This window comes from Klebsiella sp. GFKo11, from assembly GCF_056490265.1.
Genome location: NZ_CM151369.1, coordinates 3,758,609 through 3,771,089, shown reverse-complemented (window position 1 = coordinate 3,771,089; position 12,481 = coordinate 3,758,609). Strand labels below are relative to the sequence as shown.

Annotated in this window: 12 protein-coding genes; 5 read left to right on the top strand and 7 right to left on the bottom strand. The window is 49.3% G+C overall.

The features are described from left to right. Positions 1 to 44: 44 nt before the first annotated feature. Entirely contained in the window at positions 45 to 995 is a 951-nt protein-coding gene (locus AC07P6_RS18315) for a hypothetical protein (protein ID WP_478314075.1), read from the bottom strand. Between the two features lie 356 nt (positions 996 to 1,351). On the opposite strand from AC07P6_RS18315, the gene AC07P6_RS18310 reads away from it, so the two are divergent. Continuing rightward, positions 1,352 to 1,669 carry a S24/S26 family peptidase gene (locus AC07P6_RS18310; RefSeq protein ID WP_478314073.1) on the top strand — a complete coding sequence of 106 codons (318 nt, stop codon included), beginning with the start codon at positions 1,352 to 1,354 and terminating at the stop codon, positions 1,667 to 1,669. A 141-nt stretch (positions 1,670 to 1,810) separates the two neighbouring features. On the opposite strand, the gene AC07P6_RS18305 is transcribed toward AC07P6_RS18310, so the two are convergent. Together AC07P6_RS18305 and yeaG are read right to left on the bottom strand one after the other, a co-directional pair. Beyond that, positions 1,811 to 3,094 carry a YeaH/YhbH family protein gene (locus tag AC07P6_RS18305; protein WP_112217061.1) on the bottom strand — a complete coding sequence of 428 codons (1,284 nt, stop codon included), beginning with the start codon at positions 3,092 to 3,094 and terminating at the stop codon, positions 1,811 to 1,813. Positions 3,095 to 3,225: 131 nt separating this feature from the next. Then, on the bottom strand, positions 3,226 to 5,160 hold the full coding sequence (yeaG, locus tag AC07P6_RS18300; RefSeq protein WP_181482625.1) for a protein kinase YeaG: 1,935 nt from the start codon (positions 5,158 to 5,160) through the stop codon (positions 3,226 to 3,228). A 426-nt stretch (positions 5,161 to 5,586) separates the two neighbouring features. Here yeaG and AC07P6_RS18295 point away from each other — a divergent pair, with 426 nt between their 5' ends. After that, positions 5,587 to 6,333 (top strand): MipA/OmpV family protein, encoded by a 747-nt coding sequence (locus AC07P6_RS18295; RefSeq protein WP_182238022.1) that lies wholly within the window; start codon positions 5,587 to 5,589, stop codon positions 6,331 to 6,333. Positions 6,334 to 6,426: 93 nt separating this feature from the next. Next, positions 6,427 to 7,281, top strand: a complete 855-nt coding sequence (locus AC07P6_RS18290; protein WP_478314071.1) for an aldo/keto reductase — start codon at positions 6,427 to 6,429, stop codon at positions 7,279 to 7,281. 94 nt (positions 7,282 to 7,375) lie between these two features. Here AC07P6_RS18290 and AC07P6_RS18285 read toward each other — a convergent pair whose 3' ends face one another. Both AC07P6_RS18285 and gapA read right to left on the bottom strand, forming a co-directional pair. After that, positions 7,376 to 8,260: a D-hexose-6-phosphate mutarotase gene (locus tag AC07P6_RS18285; RefSeq protein WP_182238026.1), complete on the bottom strand. Its 885-nt coding sequence runs from the start codon at positions 8,258 to 8,260 to the stop codon at positions 7,376 to 7,378. Positions 8,261 to 8,334: 74 nt separating this feature from the next. After that, positions 8,335 to 9,330, bottom strand: coding sequence for a glyceraldehyde-3-phosphate dehydrogenase (gene gapA, locus AC07P6_RS18280; protein ID WP_110273585.1), 996 nt, complete (start codon positions 9,328 to 9,330; stop codon positions 8,335 to 8,337). Positions 9,331 to 9,669: 339 nt separating this feature from the next. Between gapA and msrB the strand changes: the two genes are divergently transcribed. Together msrB and AC07P6_RS18270 are read left to right on the top strand one after the other, a co-directional pair. Then, on the top strand, positions 9,670 to 10,083 hold the full coding sequence (msrB, locus tag AC07P6_RS18275; RefSeq protein WP_181482621.1) for a peptide-methionine (R)-S-oxide reductase MsrB: 414 nt from the start codon (positions 9,670 to 9,672) through the stop codon (positions 10,081 to 10,083). Between the two features lie 43 nt (positions 10,084 to 10,126). Next, entirely contained in the window at positions 10,127 to 10,402 is a 276-nt protein-coding gene (locus tag AC07P6_RS18270) for a YeaC family protein (RefSeq protein WP_110273659.1), read from the top strand. A gap of 54 nt (positions 10,403 to 10,456) precedes the next feature. Here AC07P6_RS18270 and yajD read toward each other — a convergent pair whose 3' ends face one another. Together yajD and chiD are read right to left on the bottom strand one after the other, a co-directional pair. Beyond that, a complete protein-coding gene (gene yajD, locus AC07P6_RS18265) occupies positions 10,457 to 10,801 on the bottom strand; it encodes an HNH nuclease YajD (protein ID WP_112217055.1) in 345 nt (114 codons plus the stop codon). Positions 10,802 to 10,903: 102 nt separating this feature from the next. Beyond that, positions 10,904 to 12,157 (bottom strand): chitinase ChiD, encoded by a 1,254-nt coding sequence (gene chiD, locus AC07P6_RS18260; protein WP_478314069.1) that lies wholly within the window; start codon positions 12,155 to 12,157, stop codon positions 10,904 to 10,906. Positions 12,158 to 12,481: the final 324 nt, after the last annotated feature.

Sequence of the window (12,481 nt, the reverse complement as noted above, 5' to 3'; positions counted from 1 at the left end):
ATTAAGCCATATAATGAAAGGCTATATAATAGTAAATTGGTAAGCTACTCTGACCTGGATGATAAAATCGCAGCGCGACAATATCTCAATAAAAACTGCAAATCCTCTTCACCAAGACTACCATTTCCTCCATTAATTAATTCTTCTATTTTATTAAGTTGCTCTCGCACTCTGCTTAGTTTTTGTACACCATGTGTCATTGAGGATACATCTGATTTTAAGTCACGAACAGTCTCTTCGAGGTACATTTTTTCCTGCTTAATTCTGTCATGTTCGATACTTATTTCAACTAGTTCTCTTGATGCCGTTTCGTATTTCTCATTTAATTTTAAAATATCCATATTTTCTTGGCTTAATTTTGTTATTTTATTTTCCATTTTTACCGACTCAGCAGTTAGGCTGTCAATAATTAATTCAATCTCTTTTTTTTGAGATTCAAATGTATGTATTGATGCTCTCAATTCAGACTCTTTCTGCCATAAAGAATCAACATTAGAGTTCTTCTCTGCCTCTTTTTGACGCATTAATGCAATTCGTAAAGCTGTTCTTGCTTGCATAACAGCTTTAATGCCTTCATTTTCCTCCTCTGCTTCTGTTAAGTTTTTTCTTCTTATGACTTTACTTGTGTTACTTTGATTGTTAAATAAATCAATTTTATCGAATATCCATCTATGTGCTTTTAACATACCGTACATAAACAAAGGATATGACAAAGTAAGTATTGTAGCAAAGATGATCGGGATGACAATATAAGAGTAAGGAAATAAGGTGCAACTCTCAAACTTTACAGGTAGAGATGATTTAATTAATGATATTTTGTAAAGAACATCATCCTTAGACAAGATGAAATAGAATATATCCTTCCAATTCCAAACAATCCATGAAATTACAAAACTACCAAAAAAAGCATTCTTGGCCCTGAACTCGATTGAGTCTTGAACTGGGGTGATTAGGATTTCCTTTATAGAAGATAGTACTTCTTTTATTTCCGCCATGAGTTACCTTACCCAAAAGCTTGTTAATTTATCCAGTTATACTAAATGCAATAAATAAGTCAAGGGGTTCTCGTTAAAAGGGAAGATAGGAAAACATTCAATGATAGCCTATGCCGGATTATTGCCATAAGTTGTCTAACGTTTCCCCAAAAGCTGGAGAACAGCTTCACCCCTCAACAGATGGATGATGTGGTAGGAGAGGAGTCCTGAACAGTATTTACATGTCTTCCAGTCGGCATCCGTACAAAAAGCAACACCTTACCTCTGTGCTAAAGATCGATAGATGAAACCTGCATTGATCAATTCATCAGATGAAATTACTGTATATATAAACAGTGTTTAGTGGAGGGCAGATAATGGGGTTCCCGTCACCGGCTACGGACTACATTGAAACTGCTTTGACAGTGAATTCTCTGTGCAACATCACAGCAAACTCACGAGTTATTGCAACTGACCGTGGGTATGTTGTTCTTGATTTGTCTCTCAAAGTGGTTCAGGGCAGTGTTGTTCTGATACGTGTCGCTGGCGATTTGCAGTTTGCAAAATTGATGGGACGTTCATTTATCACGGTTGAAGGGGACAGTATAGAAGGGGAAGCGCTTGATGACGTTGAGGTGCTCGGCGTAGCGACGCATGCGATCAACGATATGAGGCAGGATGAAAGTCCTATTTGATATGAGCAAATTTTATGCTTTAAAAGGAAGAATGCTTCCCCAAAATGAAATGCATATCATTGATTAACTAAGAAAATAAAATATACTCAAAAGATGGAAAAATCAGCCAGAAAGTTTATCTAACTGGCTGATTTTATTTAACTAAGTGTCACTTTTAGAAGTCTGCTTGTGGAACAGTTCGCGGAACACCGGATAGATATCCTCCGGGTCGCGGATATGTTGCATGGCAAAGTTCTCGAACGTTGACTGCAGGTGCTCATATTCGCGCCACAGCGTCTGATGCGCGCGTCGGGTTATCTCGATATAGCTGTAGTAACGCACTACCGGTAGAATTTTCTTCGCCAGCAATTCGTGACATAACGGCGAGTCATCAGCCCAGTTATCACCATCCGATGCTTGTGCAGCGTAGATATTCCACTGCCCCGGGTCGTAACGCTCCTTGACCACTTCATCCATCAATTTCAGGGCACTGGAGACGATCGTGCCGCCGGTTTCCTGCGAATAAAAGAATTCGTGTTCATCGACCTCTTTAGCTTGCGTATGGTGGCGTATATAAACGACATCCACGTTTTTATAGGTCCGGCTGAGAAACAGATACAGCAGGATGTAAAAACGCTTGGCCATATCCTTGGTTGCCTGATCCATCGATCCGGAGACGTCCATCAGGCAGAACATCACCGCCTGGCTTGAAGGCTCTGGTCGCTTTTCATAGTTCTTGTAGCGTAGGTCAAAAGTGTCGATAAACGGTACGCGGTCGATTTTCGCCCGCAGTTCGGCAATCTCTTTACGCAGGCGTTCCTCTTCCAGCAGCTGTGCCGGTTCGCTTTTGCTGATGATATCCAGATCTTCTTCCAGCGCGTGCAGTTGCCGACGCTTACCCGCTGTCATTGCAGTACGCCGCGCCAGCGAGTTTTGCAGCGAGCGAACGACGCTGATATTAGCCGGTACCCCGTTGGCGGTATAACCTGCACGGTGGCTCTTAAACTCCGTCAGCTGCCGTTGCTGATTTTTTTTCAGGTTTGGCAGGGCCAGATCTTCAAATAACAGATCCAGATATTCATCTTTCGAAATCTGAAAGACGAATTCATCTTGTCCTTCGCCGTCGGCGCTGGCTTGTCCCTGGCCGCTGCCACCTCCGCCACCGCCGCCCTGTGGACGTTCGATGCGGTCGTTTTGTACAAAGTGATCGTTACCCGGGTGCACGCGATTGCGCAGCCCGCCGCGACCCTGATGAAACATCGGCTCGTTAATATCGTCCGTTGGGATGGAGACGGACTCTCCGCTCTGAATATCAGTCACCGAGCGCTTATTGATGGCCTCGGAGATCGACTGTTTTATCTGCGCTTTATAACGGCGCAGAAAGCGCTGCCTGTTGACTGCGCTTTTGTTTTTCCCGTTCAGGCGTCGGTCTATGAACCAGGTCATATGCCCTCCTGTACTGCATTTGCCAACTGATGCCCTTGGTCATTCCGGCGGAGCGAGTGCCCCGCAGCAGAATGTCACTGGGTATACGCAGTTTTATTAGCCCGGCAGTTATCGCCTGCCGGGCTGGTCTATCAGGATGATTTACGGACCCGCAGATACCATTCGCACAGCAGACGAACCTGCTTGCGGGTATAACCTTTCTCCATCATGCGGTCGACAAAATCATCGTGTTTCTTCTGCTCATCGGTTGACGTTTTCGCGTTGAAGGAAATAACCGGCAACAGCTCTTCGGTATTGGAGAACATTTTCTTCTCAATAACCGTGCGCAGTTTTTCGTAGCTGGTCCAGTTTGGATTACGCCCGCTGTTATGTGCTCTGGCGCGCAGCACAAAATTGACGATCTCGTTACGGAAGTCTTTCGGATTACTGATCCCGGCCGGCTTCTCGATTTTTTCCAGTTCCGCATTCAGCGACTCGCGGTCAAACAACTGACCGGTATCCGGGTCGCGATACTCCTGATCCTGAATCCAGAAGTCGGCGTAGGTGACATAACGGTCAAAAATGTTCTGCCCATACTCAGAATAGGATTCAAGGTAGGCAGTCTGGATCTCTTTACCGATAAACTCAGCGTATTTCGGGATCAGATAGCCTTTGAGGAACTCCAGGTAACGCTCGGATTGCTCCTGCGGGAACTGTTCGCGCTCGATTTGCTGTTCCAGGACGTAGAACAGATGTACCGGGTTAGCAGCGACCTCCGCGTGGTCGAAGTTGAATACCCGCGAAAGGATCTTAAAGGCGAAGCGGGTGGACAGGCCGTTCATCCCTTCGTCGACACCGGCATAATCGCGATACTCCTGGTAGGATTTCGCTTTCGGATCGGTATCTTTCAGGCTCTCGCCATCATAAACGCGCATTTTTGAGTAAATGCTCGAGTTTTCCGGCTCTTTCAGGCGCGACAGAATTGAGAAGCGCGATAGCGTTTCCAGAGTGCCTGGGGCGCAAGGCGCATGGGTCAGTTCACTGTTGTTAAGCAGTTTTTCGTAGATACGGATCTCTTCCGAGATGCGCAAGCAATAAGGTACCTTGACGATATACACACGGTCGAGGAAGGCCTCATTGTTTTTGTTATTACGGAAGGTAACCCATTCCGATTCGTTGGAGTGGGCAAGGATAATCCCGTTGAACGGCAGGGCTGAGATCCCTTCGGTCCCGTTATAGTTCCCTTCCTGAGTGGCGGTCAGCAGCGGATGCAGCACCTTAATTGGCGCTTTGAACATCTCCACAAACTCCATCAACCCCTGGTTGGCACGGCACAGGGCGCCGGAATAGCCGTAGGCATCCGGGTCATTCTGCGCGTAGTGTTCCAGCTTACGGATATCCACTTTCCCCACCAGCGCGGAGATATCCTGGTTGTTCTCGTCACCCGGCTCGGTTTTGGCGATGGCAACCTGTTCCAGTATGGATGGCCAGACTTTGACCACGCGGAATTTAGTGATATCGCCGCCGAAATCATGCAGACGTTTGGCCGCCCATGGCGACATGATAGTCCCCAGATAGCGGGTAGGCACGCCGTACTCTTTCTCAAGAATCTGCGCATCTTCCTGCGGATTAAAAAGGCACAGCGGGTGATCGTTAACCGGGCTGCGCTCCCCGTTGGCGCTCAGAACGTAAATCGGGACGCGCTGCATTAAGGACTTCAGGCGTTCGGCAAGCGATGATTTACCGCCGCCCACGGGTCCCAGCAGATACAGAATTTGTTTCTTCTCTTCCAGCCCCTGAGCGGCGTGTTTTAAGTAAGAAACAATCTGCTCGATGGCATCTTCCATACCGTAAAACTCTTCAAACGCCGGATAGCGTGCGACAACCCGGTTTGAAAAGAGACGGGATAGCCTGGGTTCCAGGGCCGTATCGACCATGACCGGCTCACCGATGGCCATCAGCAATCTTTCTGCTGCGTTAGCATAAGCACTGCGATCTTGCCGACAGATGGTAAGAAACTCCTGCAGTGTGAACTCTTCGTCCTTGGCAGCTTCATAACGCTGGCGATAGTGATCGAATATATTCATGGCATGCCGTCCTTTCGTATTTAGCACAGGTTGAGAGCCGTTCATATGAATAGTGGGAGCTCCCGGAAGAGGTAAGCCGCACAACGTTCACTGATTCTCCAGCAACCCTTATGCCAGGTTGGCGAAGTCTCTGGATAACGTGCCCCGCAATTACTTCTTCTAAATTAAAGCGTAGATGCATTTGGAAAACTTGCATGGCACAGAAAATCAATTTCAATGACATATCAATAACTCATCAAGAAAAGCGACGGCTTTACTCACGTCTTGTCAACGGGCGTCATCACGCTGTCATTTTGTTGTCAGCCTGCAGTCATCTGAGGATGAGAAATTAGTTAGTTTAGTGTAATGACAGGTAAAGAATTTGAGGCATGACGTTTACAACGTTAAACTGCCTGCGCTGATTATTTGACAACAGGAATAAGGATCGTGACTAAAATCAAACTTCTGGCACTTGGTGTGTTGATTGTGACTTCAGCATCCGTCGTACACGCTGAAGGGAAGTTCACTTTGGGTGCGGGTGTGGGTGTCGTCGAACATCCTTACAAGCAGTACGATGCTGATGTTTACCCGGTGCCCGTTATTAATTATGAGAGCGATAACTTCTGGTTTCGTGGTTTAGGTGGTGGTTACTACCTGTGGAATGATACCAACGATAAGCTCTCGATTACCGCCTACTGGTCGCCGATGTACTTTAAGCCGGGTGATAGCGACAGCCAGCAAATGCGTCGCCTGGATAAACGTAAATCCACAGTGATGGCCGGGCTTTCTTACGAACACCATACACAGTACGGTTTCCTGCGTACCGCCCTGGCAGGCGATACGTTGGATAACAGTAACGGCATTGTGTGGGATCTGGCCTGGCTGTATCGCTATACCAACGGTAACCTGACGCTTACGCCGGGTATTGGTGTGGAGTGGAATAGCGACAATCAGAACGAGTACTACTATGGCGTTTCGAAGCATGAATCAGATCGCAGCGGTATGCGTAGCTACGATCCGGATAGCAGCTGGAACCCGTACCTGGAGCTGTCGGCAAACTATCGTTTCCTCGGCGACTGGAGCGTATACGGCGTTGCACGCTATACCCGCCTGTCTGACGAAATCACCGATAGCCCGATGGTGGACAAATCCTGGAGCGGTGTGATTTCTACCGGGATCACTTACTCCTTCTGATTGTGCTTCTTTACAAAGCAATTCGTGCATCAAAACAGGGCGTAAAGCCCTGTTTTGCATTACGGTGGTGCAATCAAACGACAGGAGGAATTTATGGCAGAAAGGACAATACGTTTTGGTGAGCATGATGCAGTCCCGGTCATTGGTCAGGGTACCTGGTATATGGGCGAAAATCAGGCGCTGCATGCTCAGGAGGTCGCTGCACTACGTGCGGGCATCGAACTGGGGCTGACGGTTATCGACACGGCGGAAATGTACGCTGATGGCGGTGCGGAAGAGGTGGTGAGCGAAGCGATTCGCGGGCAGCGTGAGCGTGTAGTGCTGGTTTCCAAAGTCTATCCCTGGAATGCTGGAGGGCGCAAAATAGCCAGCGCCTGTGAAGCCAGCCTGCGCCGCCTGAATACCGACTATCTTGATCTTTATTTGCTGCACTGGCGCGGTGATTATTCATTGCAGGAAACGGTTGAAGGCATGGAAGCGCTGGTGGCGCAGGGGAAAATTCGCCGTTGGGGTGTGTCGAATCTCGATTACGATGATATGCAGCAGCTCTGGCAGGCGGACGGTGGCGATCAGTGCGCGACCAATCAGGTGCTCTACCACCTGGCTTCCCGCGGTATCGAGCATGACCTGCTGCCGTGGTGCCAGCAGCAGCGGCTGCCGGTGATGGCCTACTGCCCGCTTGCTCAGGCTGGACGCCTGCGTAATGGACTTTTAAATCATACCGTTGTGAAAAATATCGCTGAAGCCCGAGGCGTCACCGCCGCACAAGTGCTGCTGGCGTGGGTGATTAGCCATCAGGGTGTGCTGGCTATCCCAAAAGCGGCAAGCATCGAGCACGTAGAGCAAAACGCTGCGGCGCTGGAAATTGTGCTCAGTGCCGAGGAGCTGGCGCTTTTGGATAAAGCCTATCCGGCACCGGGAAGAAAAACGCCGCTGGATATGGTTTAAAGAAAAACCCCGACTTAGCGGGGCTTAAGTACAGTAGGCCGGGCAAGGCGTTGGCCGCCGCCCGGCACAAATACAAGACTATCCAATCTGGATCCTAGCGTTTCACCACGCGAATGGTTTGCGCCAGGCGCGAAGGTTTCTCTTCGCTGGCCTTCTGTGGCTCGATCGCGCAGCAGCTTTCTACACAAACGAAGGTTTTATAACCATCGTCAGGCATATCGCCCATGCTGACAGAAAGCGCTGGTCCTGGGTTCCAGCCTACCACGTTGCTGTTATGGTGATGGATAACGTCGATGTTGCGGTTCAACGCGTCGTCATGAATTACGCTGCAGGCATCCGCATTCAGATAAACGCGGTCGGTACGGTCAGGGAACGTCTGTACGCCGTCGCTTAATACACCCTCTTCGGCATTATTGACTTTATCAACGTAACGATCGCCAAGGCCGCTCACTTTCACCGCGGCGATATCACCAACATTGAAGTAGGTGTGCAGGGCGGAAGTGGTTTCAAATTCGCCGTGTGCTTCCAGCTCAATCTCACAGGTTTTACCCAGTTTGAAACGGGCTAATAGCGTGAACTCGTGCGGCCAGTACTGGCGAGTCGCATCGCTGCTTTGCAGTTCAAAGGTCAGCACCGCGCCGTTGTCGTCTTCTTTATGCGCTTTCAGCGTCCACGGCAGATTGCGCGCGAAGCCGTGTGAAGGCAGGCCTTGCTGTGCCGCTGGGCCAAACCACGGCCAGCAAATCGGTACGCCGCCGCGCAGGGCAACGCCATTTTTGAACGGTGTGTTACCGCTGAGCCACAGAACTTCTTCTTCTCCGGCAGGTTTCCAGGAGAGCAGATGAGCGCCCTGGAGGGCAAAGGAGGCTTTAACCTGCGGATGGTCAACGACGATTAGCTCAAGGTCATCAAGCTGACGGCGGGAGAGGACAGGGGTAAGCTGTTCGATAACCGGGAGGGCAAAAATTTTATTAATCATTACGCAATCCTTTATCTTCAGACAAAAAAAAGAGCGACCGAAGTCGCTCTTACAGATTACTTTCTCATCTCAACTTATTTGGAGATGTGAGCAATCAGGTCCAGAACCTTGTTGGAGTAACCCGTTTCGTTGTCGTACCAGGAAACCAGTTTCACAAAGTTGTCGTTCAGAGCGATACCTGCTTTAGCATCGAATACTGAAGTGCAAACTTCGCCGTTGAAATCGGTAGATACAACGTCGTCTTCGGTGTAACCCAGAACGCCTTTCATTGCGCCTTCGGAAGCAGCTTTGATTGCTTTCTTAATTTCTTCGTAAGAAGCAGCTTTTTCCAGACGAACGGTCAGGTCAACAACAGATACGTTAGGAGTCGGAACGCGGAACGCCATACCGGTCAGTTTGCCATTCAGTTCTGGCAGTACTTTACCTACAGCTTTAGCAGCACCGGTAGAGGACGGGATGATGTTCTGAGCTGCGCCACGACCGCCGCGCCAGTCTTTGTGAGACGGGCCATCAACGGTTTTCTGAGTTGCGGTGGTCGCGTGAACGGTAGTCATCAGACCTTCGATGATACCGAAGTTGTCGTTGATAACTTTAGCCAGCGGAGCCAGGCAGTTGGTGGTGCAGGATGCGTTAGAAACGATGTCCTGGCCTTCGTATTTGTCAAAGTTAGCGCCTTTAACAAACATCGGAGTGTTGTCTTTGGACGGGCCAGTCAGAACGACTTTTTTCGCGCCAGCAGTGATGTGTTTACGAGCAGTCTCGTCAGTCAGGAACAGACCAGTTGCTTCAGCAACTACGTCAACGCCTACTTCGTTCCACTTCAGGTTAGCCGGATCACGCTCAGCGGTAACACGGATTTTTTTACCGTTAACGATCAGATGACCGTCTTTCACTTCAACGGTACCGTTGAAACGGCCGTGAGTGGAGTCATACTTCAGCATGTATGCCATGTAGTCAGCGTCTAACAGGTCGTTGATTGCAACGATCTCGATGTCAGAACGTTCCTGAGCAGCACGGAAAACAATGCGACCGATACGGCCAAAACCGTTGATACCTACTTTGATAGTCATATATTCCACCAGCTATTTGTTAGTGAATAAAAGGTTGCCTGTAAAATTACAAAAACCTTACGCAGCGTCAAGCGGAATCGTGTCAATCATTGCGACAAATCAATCCTCAGCATACCTTTGCGCGATTGATTTACCCCACTTTCCCTTTGAGCCCAATTCCATATGGGGGCTGCGCCCGGAATTTTAAAGGGCATTAAAGATAAAAACGTGATCTTAATCACAATTGCGTAGCTGCCTTTTGGCATCGCCTAAGTTTAGAACAAAAGTTCACGCTTCATTGTTAATATTTTGTTAGAATTGACGCGAAAAGTTGTCCTTTACACAGCGAGAAGCAAGCCAATGTCGAATAAACCCTCCTCGGACGAGCTCAAAAAAGATTTGAGCGAGATGCAGTTTTACGTGACGCAGAATCACGGTACTGAACCGCCGTTCACCGGGCGGCTACTCCACAACAAACGCGATGGTGTCTATCACTGCCTGGTGTGCGATGCAGCGCTGTTTCACTCGCAAACCAAGTATGATTCGGGCTGTGGTTGGCCGAGTTTTTATGAGCCAGTCAGCGAGGAAGCGATCCGTTATCTAACGGACTACTCCCACGGTATGCAGCGCACTGAAATTCGCTGCGGAAAATGCGATGCTCATCTTGGACATGTGTTCCCGGACGGTCCGCAACCCACCGGCGAGCGTTTTTGTGTTAATTCGGCGTCTTTAAGCTTCACCAATGATGAAAATGGTGAGCAAATTAAAGGTTGAAAAACCGATTCAGCAAATTATTCCAAAGCGGGGCTGGCGGAAGATGGAAATTGAACAAATTATCGATAGCATGACGCCGGAAGTTTATCAGCGTCTGGCGACGGCGGTGGAGTTGGGGAAATGGCCGGATGGCGTGGCGTTAACGGCGGAGCAGAAGGAGAACAGTCTGCAACTGGTTATGCTCTGGCAGGCCCGACACAACGTTGAAGCGCAGCATATGACTATCGACACCAACGGACAAATGGTGATGAAGAGCAAGCAGCAGCTAAAAGTTGAGTTTGGCATTACGCCTGAACCGATTGCGACGTTTAAATCCTGATAGCCTGGCCCGGCTGTTGAACGCCGGGCGCTGAAGCGTAATGAGCGCCTGGCGTTACTTCTTATTCATCATTGCTTTCAGATCGGCAAATGGGTTGTATTTTGCTTCGCCGATGTCTTTCTGCGCATCTTCGCCCGCCACCACCGTGGAGCCATACTGATCGGCTTCAGTGTATTTGGAATGTTCATGGTCGTGGCAATACAGGCACAGCATCTCCCAGTTGCTACCATCTTCCGGGTTATTGGAGTGATCGTGGTCGATATGGTGCACCGTTAACTCACGCAGGTTCGAATAAACAAATTCGCGCGAACAGCGCCCGCAGACCCAGGGAAAAATTTTTAGCGCCTTTTCGCGATAACCGACTTCAAGACGGGCGTAGTTTTTGGGGATAAAAGCCATAAGACCCCATGCCTCCTGTAGAAAATGAAAAACTGCGCCAATGTCTGGCGCAGCGGATGGTGATAATCATAACCTATTGTGCCTGGCATGGCACAGAGTCGATCAGTGCTTGATCCCTAACGTCTCTGCGAGCTGTTTCGCTAACTGGTTTTGATCGTCCGCGCCGTATTCCCAGAACATCGCGCCTCCCAGGCCCTTGCTCTTGATGTACTCCGCTTTGATAGCCACCGAGCGTGGATTCTCGTAGGAGAGGGCGAACAGCGCTTTACCGTCAGCCGACTGCACCGACAACCACGGCACCTTCGCTTCATAATCCCAGTGCTGAGTAAAACGCTTCTGCGGATCGTTGATTAGCTTCGCCACAATGTCGTTGTATTTCACATAGGTATCTTTGGTCAGATCAAAGCCTAACGACTTGAACAGCTCAACTTGCAGTGCTTCGAAGTAGGGCTGCGTCGCCGGATTTTTCTGTGCATCAGGTTTGCTCCAGTCGATGCCCGGCTCGACGGCGCGTTTAGGCACCCGGCCATAGAAACCAATTCCCAGGTTCATCTGGCTCGGTTTTAGACCAGCGGCAAGATAGTTATTGACTACAAAATCGGCGCTGTATTTATCCGCCGCCGCCACCGTCGGCCACTGCGTCGAGTCATACAGGTTGGAGTTGAAGTACTGGGTGCCGTACGCCATGTCGTAAGTCATCAGGTTGATGTAATCAAGCGACGGGGCAATCGCTTTCACATCCACCCAGCTTTTCGGACTCTCCGCGTTTGCGCCCACGGCAATGGTGACCAGCTTGTTATGCCCAAAAGCCGCCCGTAGCTCTTTCAGCAGGGCAGTAAAGTTATCCCGATCGGCCGGTTGGCTGGCGACCAGCCCCCATGCGCCGTTGACCGGGTACTCCCAGTCGAGGTCGATACCATCAAGACCATATTTTTCAACAATGTCCTGTGCTGACTGAATAAATACCGCACGGGTCTCCTTCGTTGCCGCTGCGCCAGAGAAGCCGCGTGCCCCCCAGCCGCCGACGGAAAGCAGAACTTTCAGATTCGGATTCTGCTTACGCAATGTGGGAATTTTCTGTAAATCAGCCTGCACTTTCGGTGATAGCCAGATTTGATGCAGCTTGCTGGTGTCTTTTAAAGCGTCGTTGGTTTCGTCTTTTTCGTCGTTATAGACCAGACCAAACGAGTAGTTGAGATGAGTAATCTGGCGCACGTCCAGTTTATCGATATCGCCGCCAGGACCGGCAGTGACGTCACCACCACCGTTAAAGTAGCCGACGGACATCAGTGAGTTAGCGGAAACAACGCTCGCGCAGAGCAGGGGTAATGCTGCCAACAAAGGCAAAAGTTTCATATCTGATCCTCTTTGACTAAAAAAGACATTAAAACAAACACGCCACGGAAATGGCGTGGCGAAAAAACAACCTTAGCAGGCTAGCATCATCCACAGTACAAAACTGCGAAGATGTTCACGGCTGTACGTGTAAGCGCAGCGGCACGCCTGTCGATTTTTCTTTCTTCCAATCCCCCACCTCCATGTAAGGCCCATTTTGCGGTATTTGTGATCTAAGTTGTGAAATGCAGATCATTGTCTGTGTTTTAAAGATTTAATGTTGACCTTGAAGATGTTGTGGTTAAGTATTGGTGCCACTGATGCAAACTAAACACAAAGGAAGAC

Bases quoted from the DNA above. Each gene is read 5' to 3' on its own strand.
- yajD (WP_112217055.1), bottom strand. From the start codon at position 10,801: ATGGCTTTTATCCCCAAAAACTACGCCCGTCTTGAAGTCGGTTATCGC.
- gapA (WP_110273585.1), bottom strand. From the start codon at position 9,330: ATGACTATCAAAGTAGGTATCAACGGTTTTGGCCGTATCGGTCGCATT.
- AC07P6_RS18270 (WP_110273659.1), top strand. From the start codon at position 10,127: ATGGAAATTGAACAAATTATCGATAGCATGACGCCGGAAGTTTATCAG.
- AC07P6_RS18290 (WP_478314071.1), top strand. From the start codon at position 6,427: ATGGCAGAAAGGACAATACGTTTTGGTGAGCATGATGCAGTCCCGGTC.
- AC07P6_RS18285 (WP_182238026.1), bottom strand. From the start codon at position 8,260: ATGATTAATAAAATTTTTGCCCTCCCGGTTATCGAACAGCTTACCCCT.
- yeaG (WP_181482625.1), bottom strand. From the start codon at position 5,160: ATGAATATATTCGATCACTATCGCCAGCGTTATGAAGCTGCCAAGGAC.
- chiD (WP_478314069.1), bottom strand. From the start codon at position 12,157: ATGAAACTTTTGCCTTTGTTGGCAGCATTACCCCTGCTCTGCGCGAGC.
- AC07P6_RS18315 (WP_478314075.1), bottom strand. From the start codon at position 995: ATGGCGGAAATAAAAGAAGTACTATCTTCTATAAAGGAAATCCTAATC.
- AC07P6_RS18310 (WP_478314073.1), top strand. From the start codon at position 1,352: ATGGGGTTCCCGTCACCGGCTACGGACTACATTGAAACTGCTTTGACA.
- msrB (WP_181482621.1), top strand. From the start codon at position 9,670: ATGTCGAATAAACCCTCCTCGGACGAGCTCAAAAAAGATTTGAGCGAG.
- AC07P6_RS18305 (WP_112217061.1), bottom strand. From the start codon at position 3,094: ATGACCTGGTTCATAGACCGACGCCTGAACGGGAAAAACAAAAGCGCA.